General features: G+C 64.1%; 19 protein-coding genes, 2 tRNA genes and 2 pseudogenes. 14 read left to right on the top strand and 9 right to left on the bottom strand.

The genetic code is table 11. The annotated features are described in order from the left end of the window. Window positions 1-11: 11 nt before the first annotated feature. Window positions 12-686, bottom strand: a complete 675-nt coding sequence (locus ACW2Q0_RS10540) for a DUF4389 domain-containing protein (RefSeq protein ID WP_457188873.1) — start codon at window positions 684-686, stop codon at window positions 12-14. Window positions 687-850: 164 nt separating this feature from the next. After that, window positions 851-1,201, bottom strand: a complete 351-nt coding sequence (locus ACW2Q0_RS10535) for a hypothetical protein (protein ID WP_457188664.1) — start codon at window positions 1,199-1,201, stop codon at window positions 851-853. A gap of 367 nt (window positions 1,202-1,568) precedes the next feature. Here ACW2Q0_RS10535 and ACW2Q0_RS10530 point away from each other — a divergent pair, with 367 nt between their 5' ends. Next, window positions 1,569-2,105, top strand: a complete 537-nt coding sequence (locus ACW2Q0_RS10530; RefSeq protein ID WP_457188662.1) for a DUF4254 domain-containing protein — start codon at window positions 1,569-1,571, stop codon at window positions 2,103-2,105. 129 nt (window positions 2,106-2,234) lie between these two features. Here the strand turns inward: ACW2Q0_RS10530 and ACW2Q0_RS10525 are convergent. Both ACW2Q0_RS10525 and ACW2Q0_RS10520 read right to left on the bottom strand, forming a co-directional pair. Further along, window positions 2,235-2,417: pseudogene (locus ACW2Q0_RS10525) on the bottom strand (hypothetical protein); the annotation flags it as partial. Next, window positions 2,418-2,731: pseudogene (locus ACW2Q0_RS10520) on the bottom strand (fatty acid desaturase family protein); the annotation flags it as partial. A gap of 59 nt (window positions 2,732-2,790) precedes the next feature. Between ACW2Q0_RS10520 and ACW2Q0_RS10515 the strand changes: the two are divergent. After that, window positions 2,791-3,411: a TetR family transcriptional regulator gene (locus ACW2Q0_RS10515; RefSeq protein WP_457188660.1), complete on the top strand. Its 621-nt coding sequence runs from the start codon at window positions 2,791-2,793 to the stop codon at window positions 3,409-3,411. Window positions 3,412-3,450: 39 nt separating this feature from the next. Here the strand turns inward: ACW2Q0_RS10515 and ACW2Q0_RS10510 are convergent, their stop codons facing one another. Then, window positions 3,451-4,788, bottom strand: a complete 1,338-nt coding sequence (locus ACW2Q0_RS10510; protein WP_457188870.1) for an MFS transporter — start codon at window positions 4,786-4,788, stop codon at window positions 3,451-3,453. Between the two features lie 158 nt (window positions 4,789-4,946). Between ACW2Q0_RS10510 and ACW2Q0_RS10505 the strand changes: the two genes are divergently transcribed. The 4 genes from ACW2Q0_RS10505 (at window position 4,947) to lysA (ending at window position 10,234) form a co-directional block, all read left to right on the top strand. Next, on the top strand, window positions 4,947-5,528 hold the full coding sequence (locus tag ACW2Q0_RS10505; protein ID WP_457188658.1) for a PadR family transcriptional regulator: 582 nt from the start codon (window positions 4,947-4,949) through the stop codon (window positions 5,526-5,528). Beyond that, window positions 5,525-7,555 carry an FAD-dependent oxidoreductase gene (locus ACW2Q0_RS10500; protein WP_457188656.1) on the top strand — a complete coding sequence of 677 codons (2,031 nt, stop codon included), beginning with the start codon at window positions 5,525-5,527 and terminating at the stop codon, window positions 7,553-7,555. The genes ACW2Q0_RS10505 and ACW2Q0_RS10500 overlap by 4 nt, the downstream gene beginning before the upstream one ends. A 234-nt stretch (window positions 7,556-7,789) precedes the next feature. Next, window positions 7,790-8,593 (top strand): mycolate reductase, encoded by an 804-nt coding sequence (gene cmrA / locus ACW2Q0_RS10495; protein WP_457188654.1) that lies wholly within the window; start codon window positions 7,790-7,792, stop codon window positions 8,591-8,593. A 297-nt stretch (window positions 8,594-8,890) separates the two neighbouring features. Further along, window positions 8,891-10,234 (top strand): diaminopimelate decarboxylase, encoded by a 1,344-nt coding sequence (gene lysA, locus ACW2Q0_RS10490; RefSeq protein WP_457188652.1) that lies wholly within the window; start codon window positions 8,891-8,893, stop codon window positions 10,232-10,234. A 312-nt stretch (window positions 10,235-10,546) separates the two neighbouring features. On the opposite strand, the gene ACW2Q0_RS10485 is transcribed toward lysA, so the two are convergent. After that, window positions 10,547-12,337: a helicase HerA-like domain-containing protein gene (locus ACW2Q0_RS10485; RefSeq protein WP_457188650.1), complete on the bottom strand. Its 1,791-nt coding sequence runs from the start codon at window positions 12,335-12,337 to the stop codon at window positions 10,547-10,549. Window positions 12,338-12,789: 452 nt separating this feature from the next. On the opposite strand from ACW2Q0_RS10485, the gene orn reads away from it, so the two are divergent. Both orn and ACW2Q0_RS10475 read left to right on the top strand, forming a co-directional pair. After that, complete coding sequence (gene orn / locus ACW2Q0_RS10480) at window positions 12,790-13,440, top strand: oligoribonuclease (protein WP_457188648.1); 651 nt, start codon at window positions 12,790-12,792, stop codon at window positions 13,438-13,440. A 55-nt stretch (window positions 13,441-13,495) separates the two neighbouring features. Continuing rightward, window positions 13,496-13,571, top strand: a tRNA-His gene (locus tag ACW2Q0_RS10475). Window positions 13,572-13,836: 265 nt separating this feature from the next. Here ACW2Q0_RS10475 and ACW2Q0_RS10470 read toward each other — a convergent pair. Continuing rightward, window positions 13,837-14,646 carry a YybH family protein gene (locus ACW2Q0_RS10470; protein ID WP_457188646.1) on the bottom strand — a complete coding sequence of 270 codons (810 nt, stop codon included), beginning with the start codon at window positions 14,644-14,646 and terminating at the stop codon, window positions 13,837-13,839. A gap of 172 nt (window positions 14,647-14,818) precedes the next feature. Between ACW2Q0_RS10470 and ACW2Q0_RS10465 the strand changes: the two genes are divergently transcribed. Next, the gene (locus ACW2Q0_RS10465; protein WP_457188644.1) at window positions 14,819-16,186 is read left to right on the top strand and encodes a hypothetical protein; all 1,368 of its coding nucleotides are present in this window, start codon (window positions 14,819-14,821) and stop codon (window positions 16,184-16,186) included. Between the two features lie 276 nt (window positions 16,187-16,462). Here the strand turns inward: ACW2Q0_RS10465 and ACW2Q0_RS10460 are convergent, their stop codons facing one another. Further along, the gene (locus tag ACW2Q0_RS10460) at window positions 16,463-17,677 is read right to left on the bottom strand and encodes a L,D-transpeptidase (RefSeq protein ID WP_457188642.1); all 1,215 of its coding nucleotides are present in this window, start codon (window positions 17,675-17,677) and stop codon (window positions 16,463-16,465) included. A 316-nt stretch (window positions 17,678-17,993) separates the two neighbouring features. Here ACW2Q0_RS10460 and ACW2Q0_RS10455 point away from each other — a divergent pair. From ACW2Q0_RS10455 to ACW2Q0_RS10440, 4 genes are all read left to right on the top strand, one after another. Then, window positions 17,994-18,069, top strand: a tRNA-Lys gene (locus ACW2Q0_RS10455). 173 nt (window positions 18,070-18,242) lie between these two features. Then, window positions 18,243-18,644 (top strand): MarR family winged helix-turn-helix transcriptional regulator, encoded by a 402-nt coding sequence (locus ACW2Q0_RS10450; RefSeq protein WP_457188640.1) that lies wholly within the window; start codon window positions 18,243-18,245, stop codon window positions 18,642-18,644. A 374-nt stretch (window positions 18,645-19,018) separates the two neighbouring features. Further along, entirely contained in the window at window positions 19,019-19,660 is a 642-nt protein-coding gene (locus ACW2Q0_RS10445; protein ID WP_457188638.1) for a transglycosylase SLT domain-containing protein, read from the top strand. A 94-nt stretch (window positions 19,661-19,754) separates the two neighbouring features. After that, window positions 19,755-20,066: a hypothetical protein gene (locus tag ACW2Q0_RS10440; RefSeq protein ID WP_457188636.1), complete on the top strand. Its 312-nt coding sequence runs from the start codon at window positions 19,755-19,757 to the stop codon at window positions 20,064-20,066. A gap of 1 nt (window position 20,067) precedes the next feature. Here ACW2Q0_RS10440 and ACW2Q0_RS10435 read toward each other — a convergent pair whose 3' ends face one another. Continuing rightward, window positions 20,068-20,520: a MarR family winged helix-turn-helix transcriptional regulator gene (locus ACW2Q0_RS10435; protein WP_457188634.1), complete on the bottom strand. Its 453-nt coding sequence runs from the start codon at window positions 20,518-20,520 to the stop codon at window positions 20,068-20,070. Window positions 20,521-20,578: 58 nt separating this feature from the next. On the opposite strand from ACW2Q0_RS10435, the gene ACW2Q0_RS10430 reads away from it, so the two are divergent. After that, window positions 20,579-21,556, top strand: coding sequence for a pirin family protein (locus tag ACW2Q0_RS10430; protein ID WP_457188631.1), 978 nt, complete (start codon window positions 20,579-20,581; stop codon window positions 21,554-21,556). Window positions 21,557-21,623: the final 67 nt, after the last annotated feature.

The following is a 21,623-nucleotide window of genomic DNA, read 5'->3' as shown; positions in this document are numbered from 1 at the left end:
TCAGTTGATATTCAGTTGTTTTCGGGTTCCCGAGCGCCCTGGTCGAGTCGGAACGGCGGGTATTCGTCACGCATCAGCGAGGCGTAGGCACCGACTCGGATAGCCCACCGGTGCAGACCGAGCAGGAAATCGAACAGCCCCTTCGGATACGCCGCCGTGAACAGCAGTGCCACCACCGCGACCAGAAGCAGCGCTTTGGCCAGCGTCAATCCGCCCCAGCTGTTCTCGCCGCCACCCATACCGGCACTGAAAATCGCACCGAGTATCAGGTAGTGCGGAATGGCCAGCAGCCACCATTTCACCAGCACTAGACCACGATTCAGCTGCTCGGGATAGTCGATCTCCAGGTCCGCCGGATAATCGGGATCCGACTGCAGGCTGAACGGCGGATACCTGTCGGTGCCGAGCACCGAGTAGGCGTAGAAACCTACCCGCCATCCCCACCGCATGACGCCGACATTGAAGTCGAATAGTGCGCGCGGATACTTACCGGTGATCAGAATCGCGAAGAATGCGACCACCGAGACGATCACGTACGCGATGTACAGGAAAATCAGAATGATGGCGTGCGGAATGGCCAGGATCCATTTGACCAACCACATCCATCGCGATAGCGCGGGATCGAGATCTCCTCGGACACGAACCGGATTGGCCGGGCCGGCGGCGACGGTGTTCTCGGGCTCCATGATCGATGCTCCTTCCAGGTGCTTCGATGCCTCGACAACGGGCGGAATGTCCTGATTGTCCCGTACCGAACGTCTGGTCACACCACGTTCCGATACCGACACGCCAACGAAAAGGTGGCTGTCGCGCCGAATCACGCGGTGCCGCAACGACGCTGCCGCATGCCTCAGCTCGGCGCCGGGCCCTGGGCCGAGTACAGACTGACCTCGCCCTCCTCACCGAGGAAGGCGTTCACCAGCATGATCTGCCCGGCCTCCAGCTCATCCGGATCGGGGGCGCTGGTGGTGATCGAGATCTGCGGAATCACTGCCCAGTTCACGACATAGCGCTCTGGCGGTCCGTCGTCGTCGGACAGGCGCGCGAGCCGAAACACCGACACTGTCTTGCGGAGTATGAGCGTGCGCACGACCTCGGCGATTCGCTCCGGATCTTCCAGCGCGAACATGAACCCGAACGTCAACTCGGGCGAAGACACATAGGCGGGCACAAACACCGAGGCTAGTCGATCGAACGACATCGCGCCGCACCTCGCCGGAAATGGTTGCTGCCCATGCGCTCCGCGATTTCATGCGGGTAGGAAAGTGGTCAGTTATGTGACCGATCCGTAACGGAACATAACGATTTCCCGGCAGCTCATCTGTTTTCACATCATACTGTTGCGCCGATTCGACTATCGCGCTTTCCTGAAAAGGTCCCGATCTTCTCGGGCCGTCTTCCTCATCGCATCGTCGCGGATTTCCCGGTTTCTTTGCCGTGCTGGTGGACTGTGTGGAGACGATCCGGGTGCGGGGCTGCGCCGGAGCCGAGGGGTGCCCCTCCCCGAAATCCTCCTCGGTCCTGGCGCATCCAAATACACACCTATCGTCACCGCAGGGGCGTGCATCATGCCTACCCAATACGCAGCGGGTCGTATCGGAGCCGACGAACTGCCATCGCCATCGGCGCTACTGCGCGCATTTCGCGAACCTCACGATCCGAATCGACACCGGCACTGTGTCCTGGCCGCGGGACGTGCACTGGTCATATGTCATGAACGCCGGCGCAATGCCCTGCAGGCGGCGCATGCGCCGGGCGCGTCGAGCGGATGCGTCGCACAGTGCCTGCAACTCGTCGACGACCTCGACGCGCATCGGACCGAACTGGTCTGCCATATCGACAATTGGGTCGCCAACAATGTGCAGCACCGCACCGGCGCCTCGCTGCACACCGAGACCTTGGGCGCGGTCATCGATCGAATGGCGTCGAAATGGGTTGCGGCACAGGATGCCTTGGGAATGTCGGCACTGGTCGAGCCGCCGCATCCACTGCAGTTGGACGATGACGCCCAACTGCAGTGGAGCCGGTTGGCCGAACTGGCCGACGGGTACAAGGACCTGGTCACCGATGTGATCGAACACCGGCGCAGGCTGCCGATGTGGTGATCATCGGGGGTTTTCCGGCTCCGACTCGACCACTTCCGCCTCAACGAACGATGCACTCGGCTCGACCTCCGCGTCATAGGACACATCGGCCTCATCGTCGACGAACTCGTTCACACGCTGTGCCGCGGCGTCCTTGCGCGCGGCGGCCGCGGCCTCGTTCATCTCGATCGCGTCGGTGATCCACTCACCGATCTCCCGGGTGACCTCCGCGACGGTGCCGGCGATGATGCTCGCGATATTTCCGACATGTCGCGCACCAGAGGAAGTCAATTCTTGAATTAGATCCTTGTTACTTTCGAATTTCCCGATCATTCACACGCCCACTTCGGTTGCGTTCCGCTGTCGCATCACGATAACACCGCGCGTGGACTCCTCCCGATCAAAAACGGCGGCGGTGCCAGCTTGAAAATCTTCGGCCAGACCGATCCGACTTGCTTACCGAGCGAGCCGGTGTTGTAGGGCAATCCATACTTCTCGCGCAGTTCCCGAACTTTCGGCACGATATGCGGATAACGGTTCGCGGGCAGATCCGGGAACAAGTGGTGCTCGATCGGGTGCGACAAATTGCCGGACATGATGGGGAACAGCCTGCCGCCGGTGATGTTGGCCGAGCCGAGCAAAAATCGTGTGACCCGAAATACATCATCGGAATGGACGAACGGTGAACGGCTGTATGCTCACGGTGATGACCGAAACCGCAGCTACCCGGGGCGAGCGCAAGGAGCGCACCAGGCAGGCTCTGCTCGACGGCACGCTCGCATTGGCCGCCCAGCGTGGCTTCGGTGCGCTGAGCCTACGTGAGATCGCCCGGTCCGCGGGCATTGTGCCGACCGCGTTCTACCGACATTTCGCCGCACTCGACGATCTCGGCGCGGCGCTGGTCGATGAGGGCATCCGGGCGCTGCGTCTGGCCCTGCGGCAACTGCGCCGCACACCCGACGCCCGGCTCTCGGAGACCGTGCGCTTCGTCTTCGTTCAGGTCGCCACCAAACGCGAACTCTTCGGCTTCATCACCCGCGAACGCCGCGGCGGCTCGGCGGCCTTGCAGCACGCCATCGCGCTCGAACTGCAATTGATCGTGCGCGAACTGGTCGTCGATATGTCCCGCATTCCGGCCCTGGATTCCTGGTCCCCCGACGACCTCGAATTGGCCGCCGACCTGATCGTCTCCACGGTCGCCGACTGCATTGCCGACTACGTCGCCGCGGCCCCACGCGACCAACCCGCGATCATCGATCGCACCATCAGCCAGGTCCGTCTCATCGCACTCGGCATGGCCGCCTGGGTGCCCGCCAAGGAGCGCTAGCCGGCACCGCTCCTGGCCACCCCGACTCGTGGCTCGGACCTACGTGATCGACGAGACTGCCCCGTCCGGCTTGCGGACCGGGAGTAATGCGACCAAACCGACGGCGAGAACCATCAGAATGCCGACAATGCCCGCGCGGTCGGCGTCGAAGGCCCAGACGAAGAAGCCGAAAAGGGCTGGGGCGAGGAAGGATACGGCGCGTCCGGTGGTTGTGTAGAGGCCGAACATCTGGCCCTCGCGACCGGGCGGGGCCAGCCGGGTGAGGAACGAGCGGGCAGCGGATTGGGCGGGGCCGACGAAGATGGTGAGCAGCAGGCCGAAGACCCAGAACATGACCGGACCGGACACGAGCAACAGCGCGATGCCGCAGAGCACCATGGCGACCAGCGATATCACGATCACGATCTTCGGACCGACGCGATCGTCGAACCGGCCCGCAGTGACCGCACCGAATGCCGCGACGACGTTCGCGGCGATACCGAACAGCAGGACATCGGAGTCGGCGATGCCGTAGACCCGCACGGCCAGGATCGCACCGAAGGTGAACACCCCCGCCAGGCCGTCGCGGAAGATCGCGCTGGCGATCAGGAAACCGACAGTGCGTCGATCCACCGCCCACAGCTCGCGCAGATCCCGCCCGAGTACCCGGTACGAGCCGAAGAATCCGGCCTTCGCCGCACCGGGATCAGCGTTGGTTTGCGGTAATTCGGGCACGGCGAACAGCACCGGCAGGGCGAATGCGGCGAACCAGACCGCGGCCAGCATCGCCACCAATCGAATATTCGTACCGTCATCGCTGGGCACGCCGAGCAGACCGCGGTTGTCGCCGTGACCGGAGATGAAGCCGAAGTAGCTGATCAACAGGATGAAGATACCGCCGAAATAGCCCATGGCCCAACCGAATCCGGAGACCCGACCGACATCTGCCGGGGTGGATACCTGGCGCAGCATGGCGTTGTAGGGCACGCCGGCCAATTCGAAGAACGCGGAGCCGAAGCCGAGCAGGACGAGGCCGAACCAGAAGTCGCGATAGTCGTCGTGGACGAAGAACATCAGCGCCATCGTCAGGACGGTCAGCGCGGTCAGCACGCCGAGTGAGCGTTTGCGTTTCGCACTCGCGTCGAAACGCTGACCGCTGACCGGCGCGGTGAGCGCGACCGCGAAACCCGCGATACCGAGGGCCCAGCCGAGCCACGCGCTCGGCGATACACCGCCCGGCAGATCGTCGCCGACCTTATCGGTGAGGTACACCGAGAAGACGAAGGTCAGGATCACAGCATTGAATGCCGAAGCCCCCCAGTCCCACAGCCCCCACGACACGACCTGCGCGCGCCCGGCGGCCTGCCCGACGATCGCCCGCGCGTCAACCTCCGGCACATCCGTCACCCGGCCACCACCCTCATCGAATCGCTGCGCGATGCGGCGCTCATGGGCGCAGCCTAGTGCGGATTTCCCCAGCGGGCGGGTCAAGTCTCGATACCACATTTACTATGCACTCAGTTGCATATTACTGGGTGTAACGATAACCTGACGTCGTGGCACTCGAACATGCGCTGCTGGTATCGCTGACCGAGCGCGCCGGTTCGGGTTATGAGCTGGCGCGCCGCTTCGACAAGTCCATCGGCTTCTTCTGGTGTGCCACCCATCAGCAGATCTATCGCGTGCTCAAGCGCATGGAGGAATCCGGCTGGCTCAGCAGCGAGACAGTGGTCCAGGCGGGCAGGCCCGATAAGAAGGTCTACACGGTGGACGAGGCGGGCCGCGCCGAACTGGCGCGCTGGATCGCCGCACCGACCGACACGTCGATGCCGCGCAATGAGCTCGGCGTGAAGATCCGCGCGGCCGCACACGGCGATATCGGCGCGCTCTGCGATGAGGTCGCCCGGCATCGCGAGCAGCACAATCAGCGCCTCGAACTGTTTCGGCTGATAGAAAAGCGCGACTTTCCGGCACCGGATCAGCTCTCCGATACCCCCTTGCATCAGTACCTCGTGCTGCGCGCGGGCATCCGCGTGGAGTCCGGATTCGTCGAATGGTGTGACGAAGTACTGCACGCCCTGCAACCTGGTACAACAGCCCCGCACGCGGATCCGGAGAAAGATGAGACTCAGCAATGAGTTCGTTCCGCCATCTTTTCGAGCCCCTCGATCTCGGCTTCACCACGCTGCGCAATCGCGTGATCATGGGGTCGATGCATACCGGCCTGGAGGATCGCGCGTGGGATACCAACCGGCTCGCCGCCTATTTCGCGGAACGGGCCCGCGGCGGTGTCGGTCTCATCATCACCGGCGGCTACGCTCCGAATCGCACCGGCTGGCTGCTGCCGTTCGGCGCGAAACTCACCAATAAGTCCGAGGCCTACCGGCACCGGGTGATCACCAGGGCCGTACACGAAGAGGGCGGCAAGATCGCCGTCCAGATCCTGCACGCGGGCCGTTATTCCTATATGCCGGGCAGTGTTTCGGCATCCTCGATCAAGGCTCCGATCAATCCGTTCCGGCCGCGCAAGCTCTCCGCGCGCGGGGTCGAGCGGACCATCGACGACTACGCGCGCTGTGCGAAGCTGGCCCAGTTCGCGGGCTACGACGGCTGCGAAATCATGGGCGGTGAAGGCTATTTCATCAACCAGTTCCTCGCGCCGCGCACGAATAAACGCACCGACAAGTGGGGTGGCTCACCGGAGAACCGGCGCCGCCTCGCGGTGGAGATCGTGCGCCGCACCCGCGCGGCGGTAGGGCCCGACTTCATCATCGTATTCCGTTTGTCCATGGCCGAATTCATCGAGAATGGGCAGACTTTCTACGAAATCGTCACGTTGGCAAAGGAACTCGAGACGGCTGGCGCCAGCATCCTGAATACCGATATCGGCTGGCACGAGGCGCGGGTGCCGACCATCGTCACCTCGGTGCCGCGCGCGGCCTTCGTCGAATTCACCGCGAAGATCAGCGAGCAGGTGAGCATTCCGGTCTGTGCGTCCAACCGGATCAATATGCCCGAGATCGCCGAGGAGATCCTCGCTCGCGGTGACGCGCAATTGGTTTCGCTGGCGCGGCCGTTACTCACCGATCCGGAATGGGTGAACAAGGCGCGGGCGAACCGGGTCGACGAGATCAATACCTGCATCGCATGCAATCAGGCATGCCTGGACCACGCCTTCCAGCACAAGACGGTCTCGTGCCTATTGAATCCGCGCGCGGGTCACGAAACCGAACTGAAGCTCCTGCCGACCCGGCGCACCAAACGTGTCGCGGTCGTCGGCGCGGGACCGGCCGGACTTTCGGCGGCGGTGAATCTCGCCGAACGGGGCCACCGGGTCGATCTTTTCGAGGCCGATGACAAGGTCGGCGGGCAGTTCGATATCGCCCGGCGCATTCCGGGCAAGGAGGAGTTCAACGAGTCGATCCGCTACTACACCAGGATGCTGGAGGTCACCGGTGTGACCCTGCACCTGAACAAGCGGGTCACCGCGGCGGAGTTGCTCGAGGCGCGCTACGACGAGATCGTGCTGGCCACCGGCGTGCGCCCGCGCATTCCGGATATCCCCGGCATCGACCATCCGATGGTGCTGTCCTATGCCGAACTGGTGCGCGAGGAGCGGCCGGTCGGCAAGCGCGTCGCCGTCATCGGAGCGGGTGGCATCGGCTACGACGTGAGCGAATTCCTCACCGTCGAAGGACATCCCGCCCTCGAGCTCGACGAGTGGAAGCAAGAGTGGGGCATCGACTCCGCCGATGACCAGGCCCGCGGCCAGCTCACCGAGCCCAAGCCGGCCCCCGCCGCCCGCGAAGTCGTACTGCTGCAACGCAAGTCGACCCCCTTCGGCAAGGATCTCGGCAAGACCTCCGGCTGGGTGCACCGGGCAGCACTGAAGGCGAAAGGTGTCGAGCACGTCGGCGGTGTCAACTACGAACGCATCGACGACCACGGCCTGCACATCAGCTTCGGCGAGAAACGCCAACGCCCCCAACTGATCCCGGTCGACAATGTCATCATCTGCGCAGGCCAGGAATCCGTACGCGACCTCGAAGAGCCCCTGCGCGCGGCAGGCGCCGATATCCACCTGATCGGCGGCGCCGACTTGGCGGCCGAACTCGACGCCAAGCGCGCCATCGATCAGGGCACGCGACTCGCGGCCCGCCTGTAGCGACGCCCATGAGGTCCACGCGCGGGATTTCGCCCCCGCGATCGCGTGCGTGGGAGGGGCGTACTCCGCCGCACCCTGTGGTCCTGGACCTTTGACCACCATGCATTGGTGTAGGCAAACGTCGAAAGGGGCATGGGCTGGACACCCGTTCTCAGCGAAATCTCGCGGACCCCGTCGAATCGTGGCGAATGGGTGGTGCGGCCACCTGGTACTCGGATCCCCTAGGCTTCTGGCGTGAGCTTGCCCTCTCCTACCTCTGAAAATCGTGCGGTTGTCACCGGTGCCTCGTCCGGCATCGGCACCGCGCTGGCCGCCGAGCTGGCTGCTCGCGGGTATTCGTTGATCCTGGTTGCGCGGCGCGGTGAGGTGTTGACCGAACTCGCGCAGCGGCTGACGTTGGCGCATGGGATTACCGCGGAGGTGCGGGCGGTCGATCTGGCCGATCGGACGGCACGAGGGACGCTGGTGGAGGAGTTGGCGACGCGCGATATTTCGATCCTGTGCAATAACGCCGGTATCGCGACCTTCGGTGCGGTCGCCGAATTGGATCCGGCGTATGAGCGGGACCAGATGGAGCTCAATGCCGTCGCGGTGCACGACCTCACCTTGGCTATCCTGCCCGGCATGATCGCACAGCGTGCCGGGGGCATCCTGATCAGCGGTTCGGCGGCGGGCAATATGCCGATTCCGAACAACGCCACCTATGCGGCGAGCAAGGCCTTCGCCAATACCTTCTCCGAATCGCTGCGCGGTGAACTGAAGGGCTCCGGCGTGCACGTCACCTTGCTCGCCCCAGGTCCGGTCCGTACCGAAACCCCGGATCCGGCCAACGCCTCCATCGTCGACCGAATGGTGCCCGATTTCATGTGGGTCACCTCCGAATACACGGCCAAACTCTCCATCGATGCCCTGGCCCGCAACAAAATGCGCGTGGTCCCGGGCCTGATCAGCAAGGGCATGAGCGTCGCAGGCCAATACGCCCCCCGCGCCCTCACCGCCCCGGTCGCAGGTGCGTTCTATAGGAAGCTCGGCGGCTGACGAGCAGCGCGCCGATATTGCGGTCAGCGCCACCGCGGCCGGTAGCGCGATCAATTCCGCGCATCGCACACATCCAACAGCGGCGGGCGGGCGGCAGGTGGGGCGAACTGCCGTCGCCGGACCAGTCGGTTTCAGCGGCGGTCAGCGCCGCGTCACAGCGCTGATCAGCAACCCGTCAGGAAACGTTTCGGGTGCGTCAAGGATCCGTCAGCGTCACCCATGATCAATAGGAGCCGGCGTAGTCCTGGTATCGGCCCCGCATGCCAGAGAAAGCGGGGGCACATCCAGGAGAATCACGTGACGCTGCTCGAAATCTTCCCGTCGCTACGATCGGGAATGCCTTCGCGCCTCGACTCCGCGGTTTGGCCGCGGGACACCCATTACGACGGCGACGGCAGGATCACCCTCGGCGGGGTCGCCCTCGCCGATATCGCCGACCAGTACGGCACCGCAACCTACGTGCTCGATGAGCATGAGGTCCGCACCCGCTGCCGCGCCTACAAGAAGACCTTCCCGGAGGCCGAGATCATCTATGCGGGCAAGGCGCTGATGGTCCGCGCGGTCGCGGAGTGGGTTACCCAGGAAGGACTTTCGGTCGACGTATGCTCCGCGGGTGAACTGGCCATCGCCATGGCGGCCGGTGTCGATCCGAAGCGGATCGTATTGCACGGCAATGGCAAATCCTTCGACGAACTCGAAACCGCCGTGCGTGTCGGCGTCGGCCGGATCGTGGTCGATTCGATGGCCGAGATCACCCTGCTCTCCGCACTGGCCACCCGAACACTGCAGATCCTGCTGCGACTATCCCCTGACATCGACGTGCATGGGCATCAGGCCACGAAAACCGGTGTGCTGGACCAGAAATTCGGTTTTCCGCTCGGCAGCGATATGGCCGCCGAGGCGGTTGAGCGCATTATGCGCCAGCCGAACCTCGAGTTGATCGGCTTGCACTGCCATCTCGGTTCGCAAATCTACGATCCGGACCACTACGGCGAGGCAGTGCGCCGGATGATCGGCGAACTAGCAAGGGTCCGTGCCGATTACGGCCGCATCCTGACCGATCTGGACCTCGGCGGCGGACATGCGGTCGCCTACCGCAGCGGCGACGCCGAAATGAATCTGACCGAACTCGCCGACATCATCGACGACGCCCTGGACGCGGCTTGCGCGCGCTATCACTTCCCGCGCCCGAATATCGCTATGGAACCGGGTCGCGCCATCGTCGCACGCGCCGGCGTGACGCTGTATCGCGTGCTGTCGATCAAGCACATCGCCGGCGGCCGGACCTACGTCACCGTCGACGGCGGTATGGGCGATAACGCCCGTGTCGCACTGTATGGCGCGAATTACGAAGTGGTCGTTGCCAATCGGCATCCCTGCGGCCCACAGATGATCGCGACCGTGGCGGGTCGCTACTGCGAGGCGGGCGATGTGCTGGCCACTGATGTCCGACTCCCGGCCGACCTGCGCCCCGGCGAGGTGCTTGCCGTACCGTGCACGGGCGCCTACCACCACAGCCTCGCCTCGTCCTACAACAGCGTCGGCCGACCACCGGTCATCGCGGTTCGCGACGGACGCGCCCGCCAACTGATCCGCCGCGAAACCACCGACGATCTCCTCGTCCGCGATATCGGCCGCTGACCCGGCTCCGGATCGGACACCACGAACACCGCATCCTCCAGCTCACCGCTGAGCGGGTGCGGACCGACCCGAATGGGGCGAGGCAGCGGGCGTCGATCCTGGGTTCGGACCGCGATCAAGTCCGGGCTTTGTTCCAGATGGAAACCGGGATCGCTCTTGGTCCCGAAATTTGCGGTAGGCAGGAGAACGCCTTATCCGCGACCGCCCGAGCATCGCCGAAAAATAGCGCTGACTTGGGCTGATGTATCGAGTACTCGAAAACTGGCGGACGCACCGACCGCGGCGTCGGCGGGTCCGGACTTCCACGCACGCTCAGCGCTTGCGGGTACCGAAAAGGCTGCGGCTGATCTCCCGCCCCGCGGCGGTCGCGGCCGAACGCAGGAAGCTCTTCACCGCGGGATTTCTCATAATGCGCTCGGCCACGGATTCCTCCGCGGCAGTTGCCTTCGACCGCCCCGGAGCCGGCGCCGCCTCCACATTCCGCTGTGCCGCGGCGAGCTTCGCGGCCAAGATCTCGTAGGCCGATTCGCGATCGACGGTCTGGCCGTACTTCGCGGCCAGCGCGCTGGACAGGCTCCGCGACTTGATCTGCTCGGCGCCGATGGTGTCCATCAGCGAGCGCGGTGGCTGAATCCTGGTCCACGCCACAGGGGTCGGGGCGCCCCGCTCGGCGAGCACCGTCACGATCGCCTCACCGGTACCCAACGAGGTGAGCGCCTGCTCGAGGTCGTAGACATCGGTCTTCGGGTAGGTGCGCACGGTCTTGGACAGCGCCTTCTGATCGTCGGGAGTGAAGGCGCGCAGCGCATGCTGGATGCGCGCACCCAGTTGGGAAAGCACCGAATTCGGAATATCGGTGGGCAGCTGGGTGCAGAAGAAGACGCCGACGCCCTTGGACCGGATCAGCTTGACCGTCTGCTCCACCTGCTCCAGGAAGGCCCTCGAGGCATCCACGAACAGCAGATGCGCCTCGTCGAAAATGAAGACCAGCTTGGGCTTTTCGATATCGCCGACCTCGGGCAGCGTCTGGAACAGATCGGCAAGCACCCACATCAGGAAGGTCGAGAACATCACCGGCCGCGCCGCCTGCGCACCGAGTTCGAACAGCGTGATCACGCCCTGACCGCCCGCGGTGCGCACCAGATCGGCCGGATCCAGTTCGGGTTCACCGAAGAAGGTGTCACCGCCGTCGGCCTCGAGATTCACCAGCGCACGCAGGATCACCCCCGCGGTCGCCGTCGACACCCCACCGATGCCCTCGAGATCTTGCTTGCCCTCCGGACTGGTGAGGTGGGTGATGACCGCGCGCAGATCCTTCAGATCCAGCAGACCCAGGCCCGCCGTATCCGCCCAGTGGAAAATCAGCCCGAGCGTGGACTCCTGAGTTTCGTTGAGCCCCAATATCTTACTGAGCAGCACCGGCCCGAATGCGGTGATCGTCGCGCGGATCGGCACGCCGACACCACCGGTGCCGAGCGAGACGAATTCGGTCGGATAGCCGGCTGGGGCCCAGTCCGGCGCACCGGTCTCTGCCGCCCTGGCGGTGATCTTCGCATTCGCCTGCCCCTGCTGTGCGAGCCCCGACAGGTCGCCCTTGATATCGGCGAGCACCACCGGAACCCCGGCCCGCGACAGTTGTTCGGCGATGCCCTGGAGCGTTTTCGTCTTACCGGTACCGGTCGCACCGGCGACCAGCCCGTGCCGGTTCATGGTGCGCATCGGAATCCGCACGCGCGCAGTCTGATCCGCGACGCCGTCCACGACAACAGTGCCCAATTCCAGTGCCGCGCCGTCGAACGCGTACCCCGCCGCGATCTGCTGCGCCACCGACTGTCCCGCGGCCTTCGCGATGTTATTCGCCGCCAACCGCGCGGATTCCGCCGCGTCCGCGCTGGCAGCCGCGGTCTGCGCCGTAGCGGCGACCTTCGATTGCGCGGCCTCGGCCTGTGCCACCGCATTCGGATCCGCGGTCGCGGCGGTCGCTGCCTGCTCGGCCAATTCGCGTTCGGCGGCCTCGGCTGCGGCAACCGCCGCCGCAGCCACGCGCGCTGCCTCCTCGGCCGCTTTCCGCAGTGCGGCCGCCTTCTCCTGAGGGGTAGTCATCGCGCGTCCTCCGTCTGGTCTGCCCCTGACTGCTTCCACAGTGTTAGCTGTCGTGCCGAAAACGCATCCGCCGATCCCCCGCAAACTCTATCGCCGCTGCTCCCCCAAGACGGCTCAACCCACTGGTGACATGCACTTTTACGCAAACAGCATCGGCCGCAACCGCCGGTTTCGAGCGAAGCGAGAGCGAGAGTATGCGCTGTGCGCGGCCCGTCGCGCATCCGCGTGGCCATACCCCATGCGACGCAGTCGCGGGTCTCGGCTGGTCCGATGCGCGACATCCGGGCCACGAACACGCGATGCGGGAGGCATCGCCGATCAATACGGCTGATGTTGCCGGAGTGCCCGAGAAATATGCGGTGTCGAATTCGACGCTTGTTGATACACGAATGCGCTGCGGCAACGCGGCAAGGTGAGCCCGGTCGGTCACGACCACGGCTACTGTGTGTCCAGTGAGCGACAAGTACGTGGTGTGGATGGATTGTGAGATGACCGGCCTGCGCCTCGACAGCGACAAGCTGATCGAGGTGGCCGCCCTCGTGACCGACAGCGACCTCAATATCCTCGGTGACGGCGTGGATATCGTCATTCACGCCGATGACGCGGCGCTGGCCGCTATGCCGCAGGTGGTCGCCGATATGCACGCACGTTCGGGCCTGACCGAGGAAGTGCGCCGCTCCGCGGTCACCCTCGCCGACGCCGAGCAGCAGGTACTCGACTACATCCGCGAATACGCCCCGACCGCGGGCACGGTCCCACTGGCCGGCAATTCCATCGCGACCGACCGCGGCTTCATCGCCCGCGATATGCCCGCACTCGACGCGCATCTGCACTACCGGATGATCGATGTGAGCTCCATCAAGGAGCTGTGCCGCCGCTGGTACCCGCGCATCTACTTCGGCCAGCCGGAGAAGGGCCTGACCCACCGCGCGCTGGCCGATATCAAGGAATCCATCCGCGAACTGGAGTACTACCGGCGTACGGCCTTCGTCGCCGCACCCGGTCCGTCGACCGCGGAGATCACCGCCATCGCGAACGAACTGAGCGGTGGCGCCGGGGCAGCCGATACGCCCCAGCAAAACGCCACGTCAGAAACCGATTAGGGACTCGAGGGGTTGACACGCTAATATCTACCGCGCTGGTAATTCACCGGCGATGGTGAGTGTAGTTCAGTTGGTAGAGCACCAGGTTGTGATCCTGGCTGTCGCGGGTTCGAGTCCCGTCACTCACCCCAACGCCAGAGTGCGTGAGCCGTCCCTCCGAGGCGGTTCACGCATTCTGACCAGCGGATTCTTTGCCATCGATAGTGTCATACGCTGAGATCCGACTCATCGCGTCGCGCCGATTCCACGCAACCCGCAGGTCCGTATCCGCGCTCGGGGAGATCGAAGACGTCCGGCTCAGCCGCCTGCATCTGATATCTCCGGATGCCCACGAAACCGCAGAACACGCGATCGTCGCACCGGTGGATAAGCCGCCGGCGCCGCCGCGCGACGTCGTTACTTTCCCGCGGCGAGGACTTCGAATGAATCGCGGTAAGGAGCGCTACCGAACCGGTTGAAAATCGCGTAGCGCCAGGCCCCGTCGTCATCTCTGCGCATAACGTCGACAGAGGTGCCGGAGTCGGCAATACCGTCGCGGTGACGCAACTCCCAGTCGACGACGGTCATGGCGACATTGTCTGCGACATAAGCGTGTCGAACGGTCGACTCGAGTCGGGCACCATTGAGCCAGGCTTCCACCGCGGCGTCGCGTGCGTCGATAGTCGACTCCACACCGGGCTCGACTGCGAAGACAGCGGTGGACTCGAACAGGGAACTCCAACGGTCGCCGTCGCCGGCGTTGGCCGCGTCCCGAAACTTTTGGACGAGATTGCCGACCAGACCGTCGAGCGCTTCGTCGGGAGCCCCGAGGACGCGCGGCGCGTCAGCGGGGCCGCTTCCGGATCCGTTATCGATGAGGCACCGCCAGACGCCGTCAGCGTCGCGCCTACCCAGGTCACAGGCGCGGCCTGACGCGCGGTGCAGTGCCCCGGAGGTTGCGTCGCGGGTGAGGATTGTCCATTCGACCAGGAGGATCGCCACATCTTCGGCGACGAGCACGCCCCCGAGGTTGGCTTCGAGCGATTCGAATCCGGTGCCCCCATGCTCCTGCTCGTATGGCTTCATCGTGGTGCCCGGCTCGGTGACGACGATGGATTGCGGATCGAACGCTTCTTGCAGCGCTGCCGCGTCACCTGCATTGAGCGCAGTACTGAAACGGCGTGTCAGGAATCCGACTCGTGCGTCGTTCTCTTCGTATGTGTTCACGTCACGACCTTCTGTTGCTCGCCCGGTGAGCTGCTGGCTGCCGCATGCCACCGGTCCGGGGGTGGTTATCGCTCACTTCGCGGGTGCGGTGTACGTCAATTCACCTCCCAGTGCGTGATCGACGTCACATAATTAGGATGTAGTATACTGGATACAGTTTCGGAGGAGCATGATGACTGCTCGCGTTGTTAGTCTCGAAACCGCTATTGAACAAGCCGGGGGAGCCACGCAGCTGCTGCGCAGTTCCACAATCGGCCCCTTCCCTTTTCCCAACGTCCCGCCCGAGTTCTCGAACTGGCGCGATGAAATTCGGGCATGGAAGGACGGTGTGGCGCTTCTCGAACTGTCACATCACATGACCGAGATCCATCTGAGTGGGCCCGACGTCCTGCCGTTCCTCAAAGCCTTCTCGGTCAACAAACTCGACACGTTCCCCGTGCGCAGGGCGAAGCAGATCGTTTTCGCCGCACCTGACGGCAATCTCATCGCTGATGCGATCTTCGTTCGCGAGGAGGAGGATTTCTTTCGCATTGTCGGCCTACCCCAGGCCGGCGACGACTGGTTGATGTTCAACCTCGAGCGCGGCGACTGGAACATCAAGGCTGTGAAGAAAGAGCGCGGAGTGATCCCGCGTGACGTCTTCCGCATCCAGATTCAGGGACCCAACGCGCTGCCTTTGATGACCGAGGTCGCAGACGAGCCGCTGCCAAATGTTGCGTTCTTCGGAGTCGGTGAGGTCACAGTCGCCGGCCAACGGATTCGCGCGCTACGGCACGGCATGGCCGGCACGGCAGGTTTCGAGTTGTATGGCCCGTGGGATTCGCAGTGGGCGGTGCGTGAAGCGCTTGCCGTTGCCGGCGAGAAGTACGGCCTGCGAAAGGTGGGCGACCTCGCCTACCGAGTCACTGCCCAAGAGTCGGGGTGGCTCCCTCAGACCATGCCGCCGATCTACTCCGGCGATTACTTCGCCGAGTTCCGTCAGTGGCTGGACTCGAACTCCTTCGAAGCAAACGCATCACTGGGCGGCAGCTTTTCCTCGGATCGCATCGAGGACTACTACGTTGACCCACTCGAGCTCGGGTACGGTCTTGTCATCGACTGGAACCGTGACTTCATCGGTCGCGAAGCGCTCGAAGCAAAGAAGGCGAATCCCAAGCGCAAGAAGGTAGCGCTGGAGTGGCACAACTCCGATGTCGCCGATGCCATCACGTCGTCGTTGTTCGCCAAGGAGGGAACCGGAGCGCGATTCATGGCGCTTCCCAATCTCTTGTATGCGGTATGGGAATACGACTCGGTGCTCGATGGCGATCGCCTGGTCGGCACATCGCAGTGGGCCTCCTACACTTCCAACGCACAACACGTGATCTCCTCCGCGCTCTTGGCGATCGAGGATGCCGTGCCCGGGAGAGAGCTCACTCTGCTGTGGGGAGAGTCCGACTCCAAGCGCCCTGTCGTCGATGCGCACGAACTGCGCACGATCCGGGTGACAGTCGCCGAAGCTCCCTACTTCGAGAAGGTCATCAAGACCCGCGAGCAATAAGTGCTACCGCACTCTCGCACGGGTGATCGCCGGTAGCAGACCAAAGTAGTTCGCGCGCAACAATTCCCGGTCGGCGACACGCCTCCGGACACGCAGCAGGCGGGCCGCATCGCGTGCGGCGATGCGGCCCGTTCCTCGTCCGCGAGCACTTGATCGGTTGTCACACGAGCACTGTCGTAGATCGTCGCCTCGAGAACCGGTTGTTCGCGGGCCGCTGCTGCGCGCCGCGTTCGGCAGCGCTCTCGCGGCGACGCTCAGTTGCGCGTAGGGCGCTTCCTAGCGGTTGTCGGCGTTGCCCGCCTTCCACTCCGGCCATGGAATATTCCAGTCACCGAGTCCGTCCACACCCGAAAGCGTGCCGCCCACGGTGTTCTTGACGATGGTGATGTCGCCGCGCTTGGCGTTCTGCAGCACCCACAGCGCGTTCGCCGGGCTCAGGTTCAGGCAGCCGTGGCTGGTGTTCGAATAGCCCTGCGCTCCGACCGACCACGGCGCGGAGTGAAAGAAGATGCCGGAGTAGGAAAGTCGGGTCGCGTAGTCGACCGGCGTCTTGTAGCCGTTCGGCGAGCTCACCGCGACGCCGTAGGTCGATGAGTCCATGATGATGCGGTCGAAGCGGTCGCCGACGATGTAGATGCCGTTGTCGGTCGGGGTGCTGTCCTTGCCCATCGAGGTGGGCATGGTCCGCACCACCTGACCGTTCATCTCCACCGTCACCTGCTTGGTGTTGTCATCGGCGGTGAAGATCGTCGGATCGCCGATGGTGAAGAACGAGTGGATATTGTCCTGGCCGTACAGTCCGTTGCCGAGATCCCGCCCGTAGACGTTCACATCGATGGTGATCTTGGTGCCCGGCGCCCAGAAATGCTCCGGCCGCCACCGGACCTCGCGCTTGTTCACCCAATAGAACGCACCCTCGACCGGCGGCTCGGTGGTGATCTTGATCGCGTTCTGCGCGGCCTTGCGGTCCGGGATGTTCTCGTCGAACTGCACGGCCACCGGCTGGCCGATGCCGACCACTTCGCCCTCGCCGGGCAACAAAAACGGCTTGGTCTGGCTGTCCGGGGAGCTGGTGGTGAAGCTCAACACACTGGAATTCGCACCGCCGAGGCCGATCGCATCGGCCGTCAACTTGTAGGTCTTGCCGTAACCGAGGACCTCGGTGGTCTCCCAGGTCCGCCCGTCCGCGGCCAGCTTGCCTGCGACCGGAGCACCCTGCGGATTGGCCAATGTCACGTTGGTGAACTTGCCATCGTCGACCTTGAAGGTCAGCGGCACGCCCGGCGAAATCCCGATGTCACCGTCCTTGACCGGGGAAAGCAGCTTGGGCTTCATCAGCTCGGTGATCGGATTACGGTCGATGACGACCGTCGAGGCGTCGGTGGCGTTGGACGACGAACACGCCGTCAAGGCCAGCGTCAACACCGCTCCTACGATTATCGGTCCTGTGATCTTTCTCATCAACCGATGTCGACGCCGACCAACGCTCATAACCAAACCCCGTTTCAAGTCCCGATGCACCAGGGCACCGACGGCTCGGATCCAACCCGACCACGCTCCTCCCGCAACGCCGACGGAGTTCGGTTCGGATCACGCTCCAGACATTCTGACAGCTGAAACGGGTCCGATCCACTGTGAAATCACTCCGCCGCAGGCGAGTTCCACCGGTAAGATCACCCACACCCCACCGGGTGTTAACACCCCTCTCGAGCTCCCTTATCGCCCCCGGTCAGAAACCGATTTCACTTATGGGTGTTCGGCCTGTTAATGTTTGTCCCGCACCGGAACACGGAGCACAGCAAGATCCGCGCCATTAGCTCAATTGGCAGAGCAGCTGACTCTTAATCAGCGGGTTCGGGGTTCGAGTCCCTGATGGCGCACCACAGCAAAATCCCCCGTGAGCGGCAGGGCCGCCCACGGGGGATTTTTCACTTCATCAATCCGGTTACGCGCGGCCATCGAAGCGATAACGCCGGGCGCGTTGTTGATCATCACTATCTGGCCCATGGCGGACTGATGACGGTTCCGTCGAGCAGTTCAGGCGGCCAGCCAACTGGTGGACGAACTCGTGCGCAAGGGTTACGCCGAACGCAACGCGCACCCCGACGATGCGCGCGCCAGGTTGATCACGCTGACCGCGAAGGGGTCGGCCTGCACGCGCGCGGCCGATGCCGCCGCGGCCGAATTCGCCGACCAGTGGGCATCGGTTTTGGGCGATTCCACGGTGGCCGAATTGCGTAACGTTTTGACCCGCGTGGTGGGCAACCGGAAGGGTCCGCCCAGCCTCTTGGTGACCAAATCGAGACAAAGTGGCCTGCATTACCCGGAAATTTCCGTGACCTGTGTCACATCACGTTTAACAGCAAACTCCCAGCATAGATGGGGTTTCAAGGAACGCGACCTGGGCTTTCCAAGATCGGCAACCCCCGCCATTCACTATTCGTTCACGCTGCGTTAACCGACTGTGACCAAGCTGAGACCAGGTCCGAAACAGACCTGCAGTTTGGTTACACCAGGAGCAATCCACACACAGTCGGAAAGCGACCGCAACAGCAGATGGGTTTCACCCACCGCGGTCGCCGGAGATGCCAGCGGCACCACAGCCCGTGACCGCATTCTCCTCCGCTCGACAGCGGCACCCGCCGGGAACCGACCCCGGGTGGCTTTCACCGCGTCGTGCGCCAGGGCTCGCCTGGCCTTCACAACAAAACCCGAAAACAGCATACGAACCGATTCAGGCGGGCCTTCCCACCGGGTGCCCCGTCGGAGATCCGCGCTGCCTCAACCGGGCCGGATCGCCTCTCTGGACACGATCAAGGAACTGATTTCGAAATGCTCGACAAACGCCTCCCCTCTTTCCGCCGCCCTTCGCTGCGTGACGGTGTCACCTTCATGGTCGCCGCAGCCGGTGTCATCGCCGTCGGCACATCCTCCGTAGTCGCGCTGGCCGACGACAGCGTTCCGTCGCGCATCGCCATGGTCTCCGAGCAGCAGCCCGCCCCCGCGGCCGCTCCCACGGCTGCTCCCGCGGCCGCACCTGCGGTCGAGCCCGTGGCCGCGGCCACGCCGGTCGACGCCCCGATCATTCCCACCCTGCCCGCGCTGCCACCGATCCCCAGCCTGACCCCGCCGCCGCCTCCGGCCCCGGTCTACGAGGACAACCTCGACGGCTGGATCCACCACGCCCTCGACATCATGGCCGCGCAGGGCATCCCGGGCAGCTACAACGGCATCTACCGCAACATCATGCGTGAATCCGGCGGCAACCCCCAGGCCATCAACCTCTGGGACTCCAACGCCGCCGCCGGCATCCCGTCCAAGGGCCTGCTCCAGGTGATCGACCCGACCTTCAACGCCTACCACGTCGACGGCACCGCCTGGGACATCTGGGATCCGGTCGCCAACATCACCGCAGCCTGCAACTACGCGGCTCACCGCTACGGCTCGATGGACAACGTCAACTCGGCGTACTGATCCGCAGCTGCTCGACAATGCCTCCCCGCCTACCGGTGGGGAGGCATTGTCGTAGGGTCGACCAGGACAGACCACCCTCGATGTGGATTGCGCCATGACCGATTACGCCCACTCCGACCACGCGTCGAAAAGCCGCGCCGAGAAGGCGCGCCGCCTCGCCACCTATATCTGGGATCGCGGCATCACCGGAACGGAACTGCTACAGATGCCGGCGGCGATCCGCCGGAAACTGGCGCGCACGGCCGAGACGAATCCACCGAGCACCGACGAGACGTGGACAACGGTGGCGAAATTGCTCGACGAGAAGGCCGCCTGGGCTGCTCGGCATCCGAATCATCCTGCGGCACAACGCAATAACAGCGACGAAAAGCTGCTGTGGGTGAAGCCGCCGATCACCCCGTGGTGATTCAGCAACCGAGTTCGGCCTCGACGGCCACCTTGTCGGCCAGCGATTGCAACGCACGCGCCTCCGCGGGCGTCATTTGATCGACGAAAATCCGGCGCACCAGTTCGACATGGTTCGGCGCCGCCTTTGCGAGCACCTTGCGCCCCTGCGCGGTGAGTTCGACCAGAATCCCTCTGGCGTCGTCCTCGGCCGGGCGCCGGTCGACGAGTCCGCGAGCAGCCATGCGCGCCAAGTGTTTCGAGAGTCTGCTCTTCTCCCAGCAGACTTCCGCGGCCAATTCCTTGGCGCGCAGACAGCCACCGGGCGCAGCCGATAACGGCACCAGGAGTTCGTAGTCGGCGGCGGACAGGCCGTCCTGCGCCAGCCCGGCCGACAGCGCCGCGTCCAGTCGCTGGCGCAGCCGGATGAAGGCCTGCCAGGTCTGCTGCTCGTCATCGCTCAACCAACGCACCACGGGAATTATCCTAGCCAGCGTTTGGTTGACATGGACACCAACTACTCAGGAGGTGCCCATGCCGGCCATCACCGTTCCCGACATCATGGTGTTGCCGCGACTGCCCCGCCCCACGGATTCGACGCGGGAACGGCAGGTGCGCGGCATCAGCACCGCACACCAGCAGCGCGAAGGCGCAGGCTTCGAAGTACGCAGGCCATTCCCGAGCATGGATCTGCGCTCGGCCGATCCGTTCATCCTGCTCGACCAGATGGGTCCGATCGCCTATGAGCCGTACGAGGCCAAAGGCGCGCCGTGGCATCCGCATCGCGGCTTCGAGACCGTCACCTACGTCATGGACGGCACCATGGTGCACCACGATTCCAACGGCGGCGGTGGCGTCATCAGCGAGGGCGACACCCAATGGATGACTGCCGGTTCCGGCATCCTGCACGATGAACTGCCCGCCGAGAATTTGGTCATCGCGGGCGGCTGGTTCCACGGCATCCAACTGTGGGTCAATCTGCCGCGCGCGCAGAAGATGGCCGCACCGCGCTATCAGGATTTGCGCGGCAGTGAATTGACGCTGGTCAGTTCAGACGACGGTGGCGCACTGGTGCGCATTATCGCCGGCGAGATCGGCGGCTTCGCGGGTCCGGGTTCGACCTACACCCCGATTGCCTACGCACACGCCTCCATCACCCCGGGCGGTGAACTGGAAACCCCTTGGCCGCAACGGTTTACCGCAATGGCATACGTACTGTCCGGCAGCGGAACCGTGGGCGCCGAGCGCCGACCGATCAGTGACGGACAACTCGCGGTATTCGGTCCCGGCGACTCGATCACCGTCGCCGCGGATGCGTTGCAACACAACCGCACCGGCGACCTGGAGGTCCTGCTGCTCGGTGGCCTGCCGATCAAAGAGCCTGTGGTGCAATACGGTCCGTTCGTCATGAACACCCGCGCCGAAATCATCCAAGCAATGGAGGATTACCAGGCCGGACGCATGGGTAATATTCCTGCCGAACATCTGACGGGTAGGCGGTTGGGCGAATAACGGATGAAGGGGCATTGTCCCCTAATGCCCCTAATTGTTTTGCTGCGCGGTTGACAAGTACGCGGCC

The sequence above is a fragment of the Nocardia citri genome, from assembly GCF_054065835.1.
The sequence above is the reverse complement of the archived record's forward strand: the minus strand, read 5'-3'. Positions and strand labels throughout refer to the sequence as shown.